Origin of the sequence: Novosphingobium sp. (assembly GCF_965228995.1) — a bacterium.
GTDB lineage: Bacteria > Pseudomonadota > Alphaproteobacteria > Sphingomonadales > Sphingomonadaceae > Novosphingobium.
Map to the genome: position 1 here is coordinate 2,603,911 of NZ_OZ245852.1, position 14,943 is coordinate 2,618,853.

Here is a 14,943-nt window from a genome sequence, read left to right on the forward strand (position 1 = left end):
CAACCACAATCACCAAGTCTCTATATCCCTCTGCCAAGTTTCTTGCGCTGAACGCCTATCAGACAGATCGGGGGATGCAAAGGCTGTGGCTTTGTCCGACAGAGGCTCTTGCCTGTCTTGTGGCGGTGTGTTCGTGGGCTTCCCCCTCTCCCAACCTCTTCCCTGAAGGAGAGATGGCTTTTGGGGATTAGGCCCGCTTCTCCCCCCGCCGCGCAATCGCGCTCAGCCCCTTCGTCAGCTGCACCAGCCCATTCAGCCGCGCTTCCGGCGTCCCCCACGCCCGGCTGATCACCAGCTTGTTGTCGGGGCGCAGTTTGGCAGTGCCCTTCAGGCGCTCGATATAGGCGAAGAGGCCGGCGGGTTCGGGGAAGCTGTCGTTGTGGAACGATACCAGCGTGCCCTTGGCGCCGACGTCGATTTTGGCGATGTGGGCGGCGATGGCTTGCCGTTTGATTTCGATGAGCTTGAGGAGGTTCTGCGTCGGGCCGGGGAGGGGGCCGAAGCGGTCGATCATTTCGGCGGCGAGGGCTTCGACCGCGTCGGCGCCTTCGGCATCGTTCATGCGGCGGTAGAGCGCCATGCGGACGGCGAGATCGGGGACGTAGTTTTCCGGGATCATGATCGGCGCATCGACGGTGATCTGAGGGCTGAGCGCGCTGCGTTCGCGCGCGAGGCCGATTTCGCCGGCCTTGGCGGCGACGATCGCGTCTTCGAGCATCGACTGGTAGAGCTCGAAGCCGACTTCGCGCACGTGGCCGGACTGTTCGTCGCCCAGCAGGTTGCCCGCGCCGCGCAGATCGAGATCGTGGCTGGCGAGCTGGAACCCGGCGCCGAGGCTATCGAGGTCGCTCAGCACCTTGAGGCGCTTTTCGGCGACTTCGGTGAGGGCCTGGTTCTCGGGATAAGTGAGGTAGGCATAGGCGCGCAGCTTGCCGCGCCCGACGCGGCCGCGCAGCTGGTAGAGCTGGGCGAGGCCGAAGCGGTCTGCGCGGTGGAGCACGATTGTGTTGGCGCTGGGGATATCGAGGCCGCTCTCGACGATGGTGGTGCTGAGGAGGACTTCGTAGCGCTTTTCATAGAAGGCGCCCATGCGGTCTTCGACTTCGGTGGGGCTCATCTGGCCGTGGGCGGAGACGGCGCGGATCTCGGGCACGTTGAGGCGGAGCCATTCCTCCAGCTCGGGCATATCGGCGATGCGGGGGACGACGATAAAGCTCTGCCCGCCGCGCTGGTGTTCGCGCATCAGGGCCTCGCGCATGGTGACGTCGTCCCACGGCATGACATACGTGCGCACGGCGAGGCGGTCTACCGGCGGGGTCTGGATGGTGGAAAGTTCGCGCAGGCCCGACATCGCCATCTGCAAGGTGCGCGGGATGGGGGTGGCGGTGAGGGTGAGGACGTGGACGTCGGCCTTGAGTTCCTTGAGGCGCTCCTTGTGGACGACGCCGAAGCGCTGCTCCTCGTCGACGATGACGAGGCCGAGCCGCTTGAATTCGAGGCCCTTGGAGAGGAGCGCGTGGGTGCCGATGACAACATCGACGGTGCCGGCGGCGAGGCCTTCCTTGGTGGCGGCGGCTTCCTTGGCGGGCACCAGGCGGCTGAGGCGGCCGACTTCGAGGGGGAAGCCGGAGAATCGCTCGGCAAAGGCGGTGTAGTGCTGGCGCGCAAGCAGCGTGGTGGGCGCGATCACGGCGACCTGCTTGCCGGCCATGGCGGCGACGAAGGCTGCGCGCAGGGCGACTTCCGTCTTGCCGAAGCCGACATCGCCGCAGACGAGGCGGTCCATCGGCTTGCCCGAGGCGAGATCGCCGAGCACGTCTTCGATGGCGCGTTCCTGATCGTCGGTCTCGGCCCAGGGGAAGCGGTCGACGAAGGGGCCGTAGCTGGCGGGATCGGGGGCGAGCGCATCGGCTTCGCGCAGGGCGCGCAGCGCGGCGGTCTGCATGAGCTGGCCGGCGATTTCGAGGATGCGCTCGCGCATCTTGGCCTTGCGGCGCTGCCATGCCTCGCCGCCGAGCCGATCGAGCTGGATGCCTTCGCTGTCGTGACCGTAGCGGGAGAGGACGTCGAGGTTTTCGACCGGGATGTAGAGCTTGTCGCCGCCGGCGTATTCGAGCTGGACACAGTCGTGCGGGCTATCGCCCACATCGACCGGGGTCAGTCCGATGTAGCGGCCGATGCCGTGCTCCATGTGGACGACGAGATCGCCGGTGCCGAGTGCGGCGAGTTCGGCGAGGAAAGCGTCGGCATCCTTGCGCTTGCGCTTGGGGCGCACGAGGCGGTCGCCAAGGATGTCCTGTTCGGTGAGGACTTCGACATCGCCGCTGGAGAAGCCCTGCTCCAGGGGCAGGACGACGGCGGCGGGCTTGCCGGTGGCGGCGGCGCCCAAGGCTTCCTGCCAGGTCTCGGCGAGGATGGGAGGCGCCTTCCCGGCATCGCTGAGGAGCGAGGCGAGGCGGGCGCGGGAGCCGGTGGTATAGGCCGCGACAATCGCCTTGCGCCCGCGCGTGGCGAGCGCGGCGAGGTGCTTGGCGGCGGCTTCGTAGATATTGGCGCCAGATGCGCGTTCGGGCGCGAAATCGCGCGGGGGGCCGAAACCGAAATCGAGGACGCGGGGGCTTTCCGGCTCCGCGAACTGGCTCATGCGGTGAACGGGCCAGCCCAGAGCGGCGCGGTCGAACTCGTCGCGCGAGAGGTAGAGCGCGGTTTCGGTTAGCGGGCGGTAGGTGCTGTTGCCACCGCGCGCGCTGCTTTCGGCGCGGGCTTGCCGGTAGTCGGCAATATCGGCGAGGCGCGTTTCGGCGGCCTTGGCAGCGGCGGCATCGAGTAGGACGAGGTCCCCATCGGCAAGGTGATCGAAGAGCGTGACGAGGCGGTCTTCGAGGAGCGGGAGCCAGTGTTCCATGCCCGCAAGGCGGCGGCCATCGCTGACGGCCTGATAAAGCGGATCGCTGGTGGCATTAGCGCCGAACAGTTCGCGGTAGCGGGTGCGGAAGCGGCGGATCGAGTCTTCATCCAGCAGGGCCTCGCTCGCAGGGAGCAGGAGGTGCGACTGGACGGGCTGGACCGAGCGCTGGGTGGCGGGATCGAAGAGGCGCATCGTCTCGATCTCGTCGCCGAAGAAATCGAGGCGCAGGCCGTGGTTGAGGCCGCTGGGGTAGAGATCGAAGACGGAGCCGCGCACGGCGTATTCGCCCGAATCCACCACGGTATCGACACGGCTGTAGCCCTGGCGCTGGACGAGGGCGATGAGGGATTCGCGGGCGATTTCCTGACCGACCCGCAAGCTCCGGACTGATTCGCGCACGCGGAACGGGGTGAGCGTGCGCTGGAGCAGCGCGTTTATCGTGGTGACGAAAAGCTGCGGCCCTTCGAGCGGCTGCTGCAGCGCGTGGAGCGCGGCGAGGCGGCGGGCGCTGACCGACATGGCGGGGGAGGCGCGGTCAAACGGCAGGCAGTCCCACGCGGGATATTCGGCGACGTCGAGCTCGGGCGCGAAGAACTGAGCGCTCTGGGTGACGGCGCGCATCGCGGTATCATCGGCGGCGATGAAGATCGTGCGCTTGCGGGCCTTGCCGGTCGCGGCGGCGCGGGCGAGATCGGCGAGGACGAGTGGCTGCGCCCCGCGGGCAATCGAAGCGAGAGTGAGCGGCGTCGTGGCCGACAGGATGCGGGACGGATCGGGCATGCGAAAAGGCGTTGGCGGCGTCAGCGCGGAATATCGACGTAGTCGAGGCGGCGCATGGCGTCCATCTCCGCGCCGCCAAACGCATCCGGGACAGGCTGGGTGCCAAGCGCCCAGGCCATGATATCGACGTCGTCTTCCTCGAGCAGGCGTTCGAACCAATCGAGCGCGGGCTCGTCCCAGCCCTTGTGGCGGACATCGAAGAAGCAGCCGATCATGTAGTCCGCCTCGCGCGTGCCGCGATGCCAGGCGCGGAACTTCATCCGGGCGAGGCGCGGGCTGAGGGGAGAGTCGGTTTGAGTCATGGGGCTGCCGATACGCTGATGGGGGCGGGCGGGGCAAGCGCGTTGCACCCCGGGGCGAGGTTGGCCTAAGCGTAACTCGATATGCGTCCCGATCTGCTCAATCCGCTGTTTGCCGAAACCGAGGGCCTCAAGGGCGTGGGGCCTGGGTTGGCGCGGCCGTTGGGCAAGCTCGGCCTGACGCGGGTGCGCGATCTCGTCTATCACCTGCCGGACCGGTTCGTGGCGCGGCGTGCAGTGGGCAATCTGGACGAGGCCGCCATCGGCGAGCAGATCGTGATTGCGTTGACCGCGCGCGAGCACCGATCGAGTTCGGGGCGCGGTCCCTATCGGATCATGGCCGAGGATGCGCTGGGTAACTATGTCGCGCTCGTGTGGTTCGGGCGGGCCAGCTATTCCGCGAAGAAACTGCTGCCGGTGGGCGAGAAGCGCTGGGTGGCCGGAAGGCTCGACCAGTATGGGCAGTCCTGGCAGATCGTGCATCCCGATCATGTCGCCGAGGAAAGCGGTGCGCTGGCAGGGACGCTCAACGAACCGGTCTATCCGCTGGCCGAAGGGCTGACGCAGGCGCGGATCGGCGCGCTGGTGGGGCAGGCGATGGGGCTGGTGCCTGAGCTGCCGGAGTGGATCGAGCCGGGGCTGCTGGCGCAATCTGGCTGGCCTTCATGTAAAGACGCGCTGGTGCAGGCGCACAAGGGTGCCGATGCGGCGGCGCGCGACCGGCTGGCCTACGACGAATTGCTGGCGAACAGCCTTGCGCTGATGCTGGTCAAGGCGAGCAACCGCCTGCGGCGGACGGTGCCGCTGCGGGGTGATGGGCGCCTGCGCGACAAGCTGCGGCTGCCCTTCGCGCTCACGGGCGCGCAGACGCGCTCGGTCGGCGAGATCGAGAGCGATCTGGCGCAGGACGCGCCGATGCTGCGGCTGCTGCAGGGCGATGTCGGCTCGGGCAAGACCGCGGTGGCGCTCCATGCCATGCTGATCGCGGTGGAAGCCGGGGCGCAGGCGGCGCTATTGGCGCCGACCGAAATTTTGGCGCGCCAGCATGCCGAGACGCTGCAGCGTATGGCGGCGGGTACGGGCGTGCAGATCGCGCTGCTTACGGGCCGCTCCTCGCAGCGCGGGGGCAGCAAGGCGCGTGAGGCCATCCTGATGGGGCTGCTGGATGGCAGCATCGACATTTGCGTGGGGACCCATGCGATCTTTCAGGAAAGCGTGAGCTATCGCAATCTGGCGCTGGTCGTGATCGACGAACAGCACCGCTTCGGCGTGGGCCAGCGGCTCATGCTGACGCAGAAGGGCAAGGCGACGCCGCATTGTCTCGCGATGACCGCAACGCCGATCCCGCGCACGCTGACACTGGCGCAATATGGCGAGATGGAGGTATCCAAGCTCGACGAAATGCCGCCCGGGCGGCAGCCGATCGATACGCGAGTGGTCGCGGTGGAGCGCATGCCCGAAGTGGTTGAAGGACTGGCGCGGCATCTCGCCTCGGGCGCGCAGGCCTACTGGGTCTGCCCGATGGTCCGCGAGAACGAGAGCGCCGATCTGGCCGCGGCGGAAGCGCGGTTTGCCGAGATGCAGCTGCGGTTTGGCAATGATGTCGTGCTGGTCCACGGGCAGCTCAGGCCCGAGGTCAAGGACGCGGCGATGGAGCGCTTCGTGCGCAGCGAGGCCAGGCTGCTGGTGGCGACGACGGTCATCGAAGTCGGCGTCGACGTGCCGGCCGCCAGCCTGATGGTGATCGAGCAGGCCGAGCGGTTTGGTCTTGCGCAATTGCACCAGCTGCGCGGGCGGGTGGGGCGCGGCTCCGCGAAATCGACCTGCCTGCTGCTGCGAGGCGAGGCGCTATCGGAAGTGGGGCGCGAACGGCTGGCCCTGATGCGCGAGACGCAGGACGGGTTTCGCCTGGCCGAGGAGGACTTGCGGCTGCGCGGCGGGGGCGAGCTGCTCGGCACGCGGCAATCGGGTGATACGCCCTTTCGGGTAGCGGACTTCGAACAGATTGCCCGGCTGCTGCCCATGGCCCATGACGACGCGCGGCTGCTGATGGAGCGCGATGGCGGGCTGGCGTCCCCGAGGGGGCAGGCGGCACGCGCGCTACTCTATCTGTTCGAGCGGGACTGGGGTGTGCAGCTGCTGCGCGGTGGGTGAGGAACTTTCCCGCAAACCCCCATCCCGTTGTGGAAAAAAGGTTGATGGTGTGAAGCGTGTTTCGGAAGCGGCCCGGGCATTGGGGTATGCGGGCCTGTTGCCGCAAGTGGCGGCACTGCTGGCGGTGTTCAAGGGCGGACCCTGGGCGTGGACAGGCCTAGCGCTGGCTTATGCTTATGCAGCGCTGATCTTCAGCTTTCTGGGCGGCGTGTGGTGGGGTATCGGCATTGCCCGGCCCGAGAGCCCGCGCTGGATCTTTCTTGCCGGCGTGATGCCTTCCCTGATCGCGTTGGCGGGGTGGTTTCCCTGGATGCTGGGTTGGACCTGGCCGGGGCCGGAACTGATCGCGCTAGGCGCGTGCATCGCGCTTTCGCCGCTCGTCGACCTTGCCGTGGGGCTGAAACCGGAGGGGTGGCTGGCGCTGCGGCGCAATCTTTCGATCGGGCTGGGCGGGCTGAGCATGGTGATCGGGCTGATGGCGGAGCGGGCTTCGGGGATTTGAGCGAGGCATTGAGAATAGCATCAATTGGTGATATTTCTCGTGCCCACGCTGGAGACGCCTGATGCGCACGACCATTGCTCTCGATGACGAACTTGTGGCGAAGGCGCAGGCTTTCACGGGCCTCAAGGAGAAGTCATCGCTTATGCGGGAAGCCTTGACCGCGCTGATCGAGCGTGAGAGCGCGCGCCGCCTTGCGCGGCTTGGCGGGAGTGAACCGGACGCTGTGTTGACGCCCCGCCGCCGCGCTGCGGATGATATGGGGTGATCCTGGTCGACAGTTCGGTCTGGGTCGATCATCTTCGCAGTGCGGAACCTGTTCTTGCCGATCTGCTGATCTCGCAGCAGGTGCTCTCTCACCCCTTCATTGTTGGCGAAGTGGCGCTTGGCAGCTTGCGGCAGCGCGCGGTTATCGTTGCTGATCTGCAGTGCCTGCCGATGACCGGGCAGGCCAGCGATAACGAGGTGATGGCGCTGATTGATCAGCAGGCGCTGCATGGCCGCGGCATCGGCTACATCGATGCGCATCTGCTCGCTGCGACGCTTCTGACGCCGGGCACGAAGATCTGGACGCGGGATCGGAGGCTGCGCGCTGTCGCGGAGGCGCTGGGGCTTGCGATACCCGAGCGCGGCGATGCGCGATAACCGCTGCATCGGCAAAAAACCGCGTAGATGAAATGGTCGGGGAAAGAGGATTCGAACCTCCGGCCCCTGCCTCCCGAAGACAGTGCTCTACCAGGCTGAGCTATTCCCCGACCGATCGTTCACTTCCAGGACCCGAAGGGGGTGCCCGGAAGCAAGGCAGGGGCGCGCTATAGGCGGGTGATTTGAGGGTGACAAGCACCCTTTTTGCAAGAAAATCGCGCGCGGGGCCGAGAGCCGTGGACGGTGCGGCGGCGCTGCTGGTCATGGCCGGTGGCAAGGGATAGAGTTTCGCGCATGGCCACTGCCGCTTCCCCGACCCGAGTCTCGCACGCGCCCGGCGCGGCGCATCCCGAACAGCAATACCTCGATCTGATGCGGCGCATCTGGGAGGAGGGTGACGAGCGGGTGGACCGCACGGGTGTCGGCACGCGCAGCGTGTTCGGCGCGCAGTTGCGATTCGATCTGGCGGATGGGGCGATGCCGCTGCTGACGACCAAGCGCGTCTACTGGAAGACGGCAACGCGCGAGTTCCTGTGGTTTCTGACGGGCCGCACCAATATCCGCGAGCTTTGCGCGCAAGGGGTGGAGATCTGGACCGACTGGCCGCTGGATCGCTATCGGCGCGAAACGGGCGAGGACATCAGCCGGAAGGACTTTTCGACGCGGATCGTGGCGGATGAGGGCTTTGCCGCGTGCTGGGGCGATCTTGGGCCGGTTTACGGGAAGCAGTGGACGGACTGGCCGGTCTATGAGCCGGCGGGGGAAGGGCTGTTTGCGCGGCGGGCCGAGGGCGTGAACCAGGTGGCCGAAGTGGTCGAGAGCCTGAGGAAGAACCCCGGCAGCAGGCGGCATATCGTAGAAGGGTGGAATGTCGCGGAGCTTGGCCGGATGGCGCTGCCGCCGTGCCACAAGACGTACCAGTTCCATGTGGCGGACGGGAAGCTTTCGGGGCTGCTCTACCAGCGCAGCTGCGACGTGGCGCTGGGGCTGCCGTTCAACTTGTGGGGCGGGGCGCTGTTTATCCGCATGCTCGCGCAGCAATGCGATCTTGAGCCGGGTGAGCTGGTGTGGATGGGGGGCGATACGCACCTCTATCTGAACCATGCGGAACTCGTGCAGGAACAGCTGGCAAGGACGCCGGAAGGCAGCCCGAAACTGACGATCCATCGGCGGCCGGAGAGCATCTTCGATTATCGGATCGAGGACTTTGCAGTGACCGATTATGCCCCGCAGGCGCATATTGCTGCACCTGTGGCGGTTTGATTGACTCGGAAAGCGGCGTGTAATATTATTATGCGATGAGCTAATAATGCGTCTTACTCAGGAGGCGCACCGGGAGTGACAGATGCTGGCGATGTGCGCATGACCGGGGCCCCGCCCTCCAATCTTCCGCCGCTGCATTTGCATGTGCCCGAGCCGCGTTTTCGCCCGGGCGATGCGGTGGATTACAGCCATCTGGTGATCCCGGCAGCCGGTGCGCAGGCGCGTCCGGATGAAGGCTGCGAGGCGAGCGAAACGCATCCGCTGTGCCTCGATCTGGTGCGCGTGCTGGGCGAGGATCATCGCGCGGTGGGGCCATGGGATCCGAGGCTGGATGCCGAGACCTTGCGGCGCATGTTGCGGCTGATGGCGCTGACCCGTGCGTTCGACGACCGGATGTACCGCGGGCAGCGGCAGGGCAAGACCAGCTTCTACATGAAGTGCACCGGCGAGGAGGCGACCTCGATCGCGCCGGCCATGGCGCTGGCGGCGGATGACATGGTGTTCCCCAGCTATCGTCAGCAGGGAATCCTGATCGCGCGCGGCTATCCGATGGTCGACATGATCAACCAGATCTATTCGAACAAGGCGGACAAGCTGAAAGGGCGGCAGCTGCCGATCATGTATTCGGCGCGCGAGGCTTCGTTCTTCTCGATCTCGGGCAATCTTGCCACCCAGTATCCGCAGGCCGTGGGCTGGGCGATGGCGAGCGCGATCAAGGGCGATACCCGGATTGCTGCGGCTTGGCTGGGCGAGGGCTCGACCGCGGAAGGGGACTTCCATTCGGCGATGACCTTTGCGGCGGTCTACAATGCGCCGGTGGTGTTAAATGTCGTCAACAACCAGTGGGCGATTTCGAGCTTTTCGGGCTTTGCCGGGGCGGAGCGGACGACCTTTGCGGCGCGGGCGATCGGCTATGGCATTGCCGGGCTGCGGGTGGATGGTAACGATCCCCTGGCGGTCTATGCAGCGACGCGCTGGGCGGCGAACCGGGCGCGGGCGAACGGCGGGCCGACCCTGATCGAGCACTTCACCTACCGCGCGGAGGGGCATTCGACCTCGGACGATCCGGGGCAGTACCGTTCGCAGGCCGAGCGGACCGAATGGCCGTTGGGCGATCCGGTGACGCGTCTGGCGCGGCATCTCGAGGCGCTGGGCGAATGGACGCCGGACGCCCATGCGGCAATGGATCTGGAACTGGCCGAGCAAGTGAAGGCGGCGGCCAAGGCGGCGGAAGCCAATGGCGTGCTGGGGCATGGCCTGCACCATCCCTTTCGTACGTTGTTTGAGGATGTGTTCGAGGAACTGCCCTGGCACCTCAAGGAACAGAGCGAACAGGCGATCCGCGAGCGCCGGATCAAATGGCCCGATTGGAAGGAGGAGGACTCGTGAGCGAGCAGCCTTCCATGAAGAAGCTCAACATGATCGAGGCGATCAACGACGCGCTCGACGTGATGATGGGGCGTGATCCTGACATCGTCGTGATGGGCGAGGACGTGGGCTATTTCGGCGGCGTGTTCCGCGCCACGGCCGGGCTGCAGAAGAAGTATGGCCGCACGCGGGTGTTCGATACGCCGATCAGCGAGTGCGGGATCATCGGCGTGGCGGTTGGTATGGGCGCTTATGGCCTGCGACCTGTGCCGGAAATCCAGTTTGCCGACTATATCTATCCCGGGCTGGACCAACTCGTTTCCGAGGCGGCGCGGCTGCGGTATCGTTCAGCAGGCGAGTTTACCGCGCCGATCACGGTGCGTTCGCCCTTTGGTGGCGGCATTTTCGGCGGGCAGACGCATAGCCAGAGCCCGGAGGCGCTGTTCACCCATGTCGCTGGCCTCAAAACCGTGATCCCGAGCACGCCGCATGATGCCAAGGGCCTGCTGATCGCGGCGATCGAGGACAACGATCCGGTGATCTTCTTCGAGCCAAAGCGCATCTACAACGGGCCGTTCAATGGCTATTACGACAAGCCGGTCGAGCCCTGGGCGCGGCATCCCGATGGGGCGGTGCCGGAAGGGTATTATCGCATCCCGCTCGGCAAGGCGCGGGTGGTGCAGGAGGGCGAGGCACTGACGGTGCTCGCCTACGGCACGATGGTGCACGTGGCGCAGGCCGTGCTGGCCGAGAAGGGCGTCGATGCCGAAATCATCGACCTGCGCACACTGGTCCCGCTCGATATCGAGACGATCAAGGCCTCGGTCGAGAAGACCGGCAAGTGCCTGATCATCCATGAGGCGACGCGCACCGGCGGCTTTGGCGCGGAACTTTCGGCGTTGGTGCAGGAGCGCTGCTTCTACCACCTCGAGGCGCCGATCGAACGCGTGACGGGGTTCGACACGCCTTATCCGCACAGCCTTGAATGGGCGTATTTTCCGGGTCCGGTCCGCATTGGCGAGGCTGTTGACCGTCTTTTGAAGGCCTGACCGCATGGGTACTTTCACGTTCCGCCTGCCCGATATCGGCGAAGGCATTGCCGAGGCCGAGATTGTCGCCTGGCATGTGGCCGTCGGCGATTTGGTGTCCGAAGATGGCCGCGTTGCCGATCTGATGACCGACAAGGCCACGGTCGAGATGGAAAGCCCGGTGAGCGGGCGGATCATCGCGATTGCCGGCGAAGTGGGCGATGTGATCGCGATTGGCTCGCCGCTGGTGGTGATCGAGACCGAGGGGGATGAGGCTGCGCCTGCCGCTGAGGTTGCGTCTGGTCCTTCGACAGGCTCAGGACGAGCGGATTTTGTGGTGGATGAGCCGGTTGCGGCAGCGCCGGTTGCCGAAGCTCCCCTCTCCCCGAGCCTCTCCCCTGAAGGGGAGAGGGAGAAGGTTGTGCATGCTGCCAAAGTGCTCGCCAGCCCTGCGGTGCGCGCGCGGGCCGAGGCGCTGGGGATCGATCTGGCGGAGGTGAAGCCCTCGGAAGAGGGCCGGGTGCGGCATGCGGATCTTGACCAGTTCCTTGCCTACAACGCGGGCGGCGGGTTCCGGGCGGCGGGCGCAAAGCGGGCGGACGAGACGGTCAAGGTCATCGGCCTGCGGCGGCGGATCGCCGAGAACATGGCGGCGGCCAAGCGGCATATCCCGCATTTCACCTATGTCGAGGAATGCGACGTCACCGCGCTGGAGGAGATGCGTGCGCAGCTCAACGAGGGGCGAGGCGCGAAGCCGAAGCTCACCATGCTGCCGCTGCTGATCACCGCGATCTGCAAGGCGCTGCCGGATTTCCCGATGCTCAATGCGCGCTATGATGATGAGGCGGGCGTGGTCACGCGGCACGGCGCGGTGCATCTCGGCATGGCGACGCAGACGCCGGGCGGGCTAATGGTGCCGGTGATCCGCGATGCGCAGGACCGCAACTTGTGGCAGCTGGCGAACGAGATCGCGCGGCTCGCGGATGCGGCGCGCAAGGGGACGGCCAGTTCGGCAGAGCTTTCGGGTTCGACGATCACGATCACTTCGCTCGGTGCGCTGGGCGGGGTGGCGACGACGCCGGTGATCAACCGGCCGGAAGTGGCGATCATCGGGCCGAACCGGATTGTCGAGCGGCCGATGTTCGTGCCCGACGGGATGGGCGGCGAGCGGGTGGCAAAGCGCAAGCTGATGAACGTGTCGATCAGCTGCGATCACCGCGTGGTCGATGGCTGGGACGCAGCGAGCTTCGTGCAGGCCTTGAAGCGGCTGATGGAGACGCCGGTGCTGCTGCTGGCGGATTGATGCGAGGCTGCGCGGCGGTGCTTCGACAAGCTCAGCACGAGCGGTTCAGGGTTGTGGTCAGTGCGTTCTAGCGCACCACGCCGCGCCAGGTCATCTGGCCGGTGCCGGCGAGTGCCTGCGGAGTCGGGATGCGCCAGCGCAGGTGCGTGACGTCTTCGGCGTGGGCCGGGCGGGGGCGGCCATTGCTGCCCAGCACGGTGAGGTCTTCCAGCGCGCCCCAGGTGCGGCCGCCATCGACCGAAACTTCCTGTGTCTCGTCCGTCGCCCCGGCAAAGGCGATGGCGCGGGGCAGCGGGTTGGTGACGGTGAAGCCGCCTTCCTTGCGGCCCGACCAGTTGACCACGAAAATGACGCGGTCACCGGGACGGAGCTGATCGGCGCGTTCGAGAATGCGAGCGGTGCGGCCGCCGGGGGCGGGCTGGAAGCGTTCGATGAAGACATCGCTGGCGAAGTGCAAGCCGCCTGCAGCATGAGCCGCTGCCGGCATGAGCGCTGCGCTTGTGGCGCCTGCGACCAGCATCGCCGGAAGGACCGCTTTGTACATCGTCTGAAAAGCCCCTTGGGCGCCCCTGCGCCGACAAGGCCATGCATGGCACAAGGGCCGATAAATTTTGGTTAATCGCAGCTTGCGGATGATGCGCAGCCATGGCGTGCCGCCGGAGCGGGCGCGCGCTGTGGGCAAAGAAAAAGGCACCCGAAGGTGCCTTGATCGTTCTCCCAATGGCGCGAGTGACGGGACTTGAACCCGCGACCCTCGGCGTGACAGGCCGATACTCTAACCAACTGAGCTACACCCGCTCACCCTTGGGAGCGCCGCATCTATGGCAGACGTTGCAGGCTGTCAACGCCCTTGAGCGGCAATTTTTGCGTGGGGGAAAAATCGTTTTGTAACAGGGACACTTGCGCAATTCTGGTTCCCCGGCAGACGGCGAAGCGGTGTTTGACCACTCGGTTCAGGCGGCGATCACCCCCACCGACCGGTTTCCATCCAGATCAGGAAGCGGCGCAGCGGCAGGAGCCAGACGGTGCCGAGAATCACATAGATCAGCGTCTGCGCGATCACCGGTTGCCGCCCGATGGGGCCCGAGAGCCCCGCCACGATCAGGGCATAGCCGAACAGCCCCAGGATCAGCGCGAGGATGCCGAAGGGCTTGCGCCAGGTCGGCTTGTAGGTTTCAGGTTCGTCCATCGTGCGTCCGATCAGAAGGGGCCGTATAGCCGGGTGGGCGTTACCACCGCGGAGAGCGGCCTGTCATGCGCCTCGGTGGGCAGGTCCTCGGCTAGCTGGCTATCCCACGCCATGCCGATGGCCGGCGCATCAGGGTACCGGGCGAGCCAGCGATCATAATAGCCGCCGCCTTGCCCGAGCCGCTGGCCATGGGCGGTAAACCCGATGAGGGGGACGAACAGGACATCGGGCGTCAGCGGCTCGGCATCGGCGAGGGGCTGCAGGGCGCCGTAGGGATCGGGCTCCATGAGTTCTTCGAGGTAGGGCGAGGCCCAATGGCGAAACTCCATCGGCGCGCCGCGCGAGGCGAAGAACGGCATGGCGATCTTGTGTCCGGCCTCGTGGAAATGCCGGGCATAGGCGCCGGTGGGCGCTTCATCGCCGATGGCGGCATAGAGGCCGATGGTAGCGCCGGCCGGGACCAGGCTTTCGAGTGCAGCGGGCGGGCGCATGAACAGCAGCGCCTTGATGCGCGGATCGAGCGCGGCGACATGTTCGCGCCGCGCGGCCCGCAAGACCTTGCGCAGGGCAGCCTTGGCGCTGGCGAGATCGGTAGGTTCCAAGGTCATCTCTACAGTTTGTGGCCTTGGCGGAATGGCACCGTGCCGGGGTGACGGGACCACCATGGGTCGTTTCCAGGAGAATCCTCTGACGCGTTCACGTCAGGTGGGGACCATATACCAGGGCCAGGGCCCGAGCAGGGACAGCCCCCAAGGATTTTGCTTATAGCCTCAGGGATTTCATGTGGCACGTGCCGGGCAGTACCCGTCACCCCCTATCTAGGGGACCTGCCGCGCTTTCTCAAGTGGCGGGTTCTTCGAGATGCGCGGCGAGCTTTTCGACCCGCGCGGCCAGCGTCTCGATCCGGGCGAGGACTTCGGCGGTGGGCTGGGCCGGTTCGGCCTGGCTTTCCGGTGCGCTTTCAGGCGCCTCGGCGATGGGGGGCGGCATCTGGCGGTGGAGTTCGTGCAGTTCGTCTGCCAGCATCAGCGCGGCAAAGAGCAGCATGCGCGTCTCGCTCTGCCCGGCGCTGCCGCCGCCGCTGGCGACGCGTTCGGCCACCATGCGGCCGAGCATCTCGATATGCGATTCCTCGCCATCAGGCGCGGAGACGGTGTAGGGGCGGCCGCCGATGGTGAGTGTGACATTGCTCATTGCGGGAGATTGGCCAGAAGCAGATCGAGCTGCTGGATTTCCTGAGTGACGCGTTCCTTGAGCTTGCGGTGGCGGCTGCGCAGCTCGGCCACTTCGGCGGGAGCGGGAGCAGCGGCGACAGCAGCCTCGAGCCGGGCAACCGCCTGCTCAATCCTGTCCAGCGCCGCATCGAGCGGGGAATCCTGCGCCTCGGTCGTCATGGCGGCCATCGCTAGCACAATTGCCTAGCCCCGCAAGCCGGGAACCGCCCGCCTTTCCCCAACCTTGACGCCAGGGCCCCAGCCTTGACGCTACGGAGAGCCGCTCCCAAAGA

Annotated in this window: 15 protein-coding genes and 2 tRNA genes; 8 read left to right on the plus strand and 9 right to left on the minus strand. The window is 66.3% G+C overall.

Annotated features, from left to right (window positions below):
• Nucleotides 1–187 precede the first annotated feature (187 nt).
• Together mfd and ACO056_RS11825 are read right to left on the minus strand one after the other, a co-directional pair.
• Nucleotides 188–3,688 carry a transcription-repair coupling factor gene (gene mfd, locus ACO056_RS11820; RefSeq protein ID WP_421846937.1) on the minus strand — a complete coding sequence of 1,167 codons (3,501 nt, stop codon included), beginning with the start codon at nt 3,686–3,688 and terminating at the stop codon, nt 188–190.
• 20 nt (nt 3,689–3,708) lie between these two features.
• Nucleotides 3,709–3,990 (minus strand): succinate dehydrogenase assembly factor 2, encoded by a 282-nt coding sequence (locus ACO056_RS11825; RefSeq protein WP_421846939.1) that lies wholly within the window; start codon nt 3,988–3,990, stop codon nt 3,709–3,711.
• 81 nt (nt 3,991–4,071) lie between these two features.
• Between ACO056_RS11825 and recG the strand changes: the two genes are divergently transcribed.
• The 4 genes from recG to ACO056_RS11845 all read left to right on the plus strand — a co-directional run bounded on the left by recG (nt 4,072) and on the right by ACO056_RS11845 (nt 7,285).
• The gene (gene recG, locus ACO056_RS11830) at nt 4,072–6,141 is read left to right on the plus strand and encodes an ATP-dependent DNA helicase RecG (RefSeq protein WP_421846941.1); all 2,070 of its coding nucleotides are present in this window, start codon (nt 4,072–4,074) and stop codon (nt 6,139–6,141) included.
• Between the two features lie 49 nt (nt 6,142–6,190).
• The gene (locus tag ACO056_RS11835; protein WP_421846943.1) at nt 6,191–6,643 is read left to right on the plus strand and encodes a DUF3429 domain-containing protein; all 453 of its coding nucleotides are present in this window, start codon (nt 6,191–6,193) and stop codon (nt 6,641–6,643) included.
• A 61-nt stretch (nt 6,644–6,704) separates the two neighbouring features.
• Entirely contained in the window at nt 6,705–6,908 is a 204-nt protein-coding gene (locus tag ACO056_RS11840) for a type II toxin-antitoxin system VapB family antitoxin (RefSeq protein ID WP_421846945.1), read from the plus strand.
• Nucleotides 6,905–7,285 (plus strand): type II toxin-antitoxin system VapC family toxin, encoded by a 381-nt coding sequence (locus ACO056_RS11845; protein ID WP_421846947.1) that lies wholly within the window; start codon nt 6,905–6,907, stop codon nt 7,283–7,285. The genes ACO056_RS11840 and ACO056_RS11845 overlap by 4 nt, the downstream gene beginning before the upstream one ends.
• Nucleotides 7,286–7,318: 33 nt before the next feature.
• On the opposite strand, the gene ACO056_RS11850 is transcribed toward ACO056_RS11845, so the two are convergent.
• Nucleotides 7,319–7,395: transfer RNA gene (locus ACO056_RS11850), tRNA-Pro, on the minus strand.
• A 184-nt stretch (nt 7,396–7,579) separates the two neighbouring features.
• On the opposite strand from ACO056_RS11850, the gene thyA reads away from it, so the two are divergent.
• The 4 genes from thyA to ACO056_RS11870 all read left to right on the plus strand — a co-directional run bounded on the left by thyA (nt 7,580) and on the right by ACO056_RS11870 (nt 12,247).
• Nucleotides 7,580–8,548, plus strand: coding sequence for a thymidylate synthase (gene thyA / locus ACO056_RS11855; protein WP_421846949.1), 969 nt, complete (start codon nt 7,580–7,582; stop codon nt 8,546–8,548).
• 99 nt (nt 8,549–8,647) lie between these two features.
• Complete coding sequence (locus ACO056_RS11860; RefSeq protein WP_421855465.1) at nt 8,648–9,937, plus strand: 3-methyl-2-oxobutanoate dehydrogenase (2-methylpropanoyl-transferring) subunit alpha; 1,290 nt, start codon at nt 8,648–8,650, stop codon at nt 9,935–9,937.
• Nucleotides 9,938–9,951: 14 nt separating this feature from the next.
• Nucleotides 9,952–10,965, plus strand: a complete 1,014-nt coding sequence (locus tag ACO056_RS11865; protein WP_421855468.1) for an alpha-ketoacid dehydrogenase subunit beta — start codon at nt 9,952–9,954, stop codon at nt 10,963–10,965.
• Between the two features lie 4 nt (nt 10,966–10,969).
• Nucleotides 10,970–12,247, plus strand: coding sequence for a dihydrolipoamide acetyltransferase family protein (locus tag ACO056_RS11870; protein ID WP_421846951.1), 1,278 nt, complete (start codon nt 10,970–10,972; stop codon nt 12,245–12,247).
• Nucleotides 12,248–12,314: 67 nt separating this feature from the next.
• Here the strand turns inward: ACO056_RS11870 and ACO056_RS11875 are convergent, their stop codons facing one another.
• The 6 genes from ACO056_RS11875 to ACO056_RS11900 all read right to left on the minus strand — a co-directional run bounded on the left by ACO056_RS11875 (nt 12,315) and on the right by ACO056_RS11900 (nt 14,839).
• Entirely contained in the window at nt 12,315–12,791 is a 477-nt protein-coding gene (locus tag ACO056_RS11875; RefSeq protein WP_421846953.1) for a hypothetical protein, read from the minus strand.
• Between the two features lie 177 nt (nt 12,792–12,968).
• Nucleotides 12,969–13,045: transfer RNA gene (locus ACO056_RS11880), tRNA-Asp, on the minus strand.
• Nucleotides 13,046–13,211: 166 nt separating this feature from the next.
• Complete coding sequence (locus tag ACO056_RS11885; protein WP_421846955.1) at nt 13,212–13,436, minus strand: DUF2842 domain-containing protein; 225 nt, start codon at nt 13,434–13,436, stop codon at nt 13,212–13,214.
• Between the two features lie 11 nt (nt 13,437–13,447).
• Nucleotides 13,448–14,044, minus strand: coding sequence for a 5-formyltetrahydrofolate cyclo-ligase (locus ACO056_RS11890; protein ID WP_421846957.1), 597 nt, complete (start codon nt 14,042–14,044; stop codon nt 13,448–13,450).
• 232 nt (nt 14,045–14,276) lie between these two features.
• Nucleotides 14,277–14,630 (minus strand): cell division protein ZapA, encoded by a 354-nt coding sequence (locus ACO056_RS11895; RefSeq protein ID WP_421846959.1) that lies wholly within the window; start codon nt 14,628–14,630, stop codon nt 14,277–14,279.
• Complete coding sequence (locus tag ACO056_RS11900; protein ID WP_421846961.1) at nt 14,627–14,839, minus strand: hypothetical protein; 213 nt, start codon at nt 14,837–14,839, stop codon at nt 14,627–14,629. Before ACO056_RS11900 ends, ACO056_RS11895 begins: the two co-directional genes overlap by 4 nt.
• Between the last annotated feature and the right edge of the window lie 104 nt (nt 14,840–14,943).

Bases quoted from the DNA above. Each gene is read 5' to 3' on its own strand.
- recG (WP_421846941.1), top strand. From the start codon at position 4,072: ATGCGTCCCGATCTGCTCAATCCGCTGTTTGCCGAAACCGAGGGCCTC.
- ACO056_RS11825 (WP_421846939.1), bottom strand. From the start codon at position 3,990: ATGACTCAAACCGACTCTCCCCTCAGCCCGCGCCTCGCCCGGATGAAG.
- ACO056_RS11895 (WP_421846959.1), bottom strand. From the start codon at position 14,630: ATGAGCAATGTCACACTCACCATCGGCGGCCGCCCCTACACCGTCTCC.
- ACO056_RS11890 (WP_421846957.1), bottom strand. From the start codon at position 14,044: ATGACCTTGGAACCTACCGATCTCGCCAGCGCCAAGGCTGCCCTGCGC.
- ACO056_RS11875 (WP_421846953.1), bottom strand. From the start codon at position 12,791: ATGTACAAAGCGGTCCTTCCGGCGATGCTGGTCGCAGGCGCCACAAGC.
- thyA (WP_421846949.1), top strand. From the start codon at position 7,580: ATGGCCACTGCCGCTTCCCCGACCCGAGTCTCGCACGCGCCCGGCGCG.
- ACO056_RS11840 (WP_421846945.1), top strand. From the start codon at position 6,705: ATGCGCACGACCATTGCTCTCGATGACGAACTTGTGGCGAAGGCGCAG.
- mfd (WP_421846937.1), bottom strand. From the start codon at position 3,688: ATGCCCGATCCGTCCCGCATCCTGTCGGCCACGACGCCGCTCACTCTC.
- ACO056_RS11870 (WP_421846951.1), top strand. From the start codon at position 10,970: ATGGGTACTTTCACGTTCCGCCTGCCCGATATCGGCGAAGGCATTGCC.
- ACO056_RS11900 (WP_421846961.1), bottom strand. From the start codon at position 14,839: ATGGCCGCCATGACGACCGAGGCGCAGGATTCCCCGCTCGATGCGGCG.
- ACO056_RS11860 (WP_421855465.1), top strand. From the start codon at position 8,648: ATGACCGGGGCCCCGCCCTCCAATCTTCCGCCGCTGCATTTGCATGTG.
- ACO056_RS11885 (WP_421846955.1), bottom strand. From the start codon at position 13,436: ATGGACGAACCTGAAACCTACAAGCCGACCTGGCGCAAGCCCTTCGGC.
- ACO056_RS11865 (WP_421855468.1), top strand. From the start codon at position 9,952: ATGAAGAAGCTCAACATGATCGAGGCGATCAACGACGCGCTCGACGTG.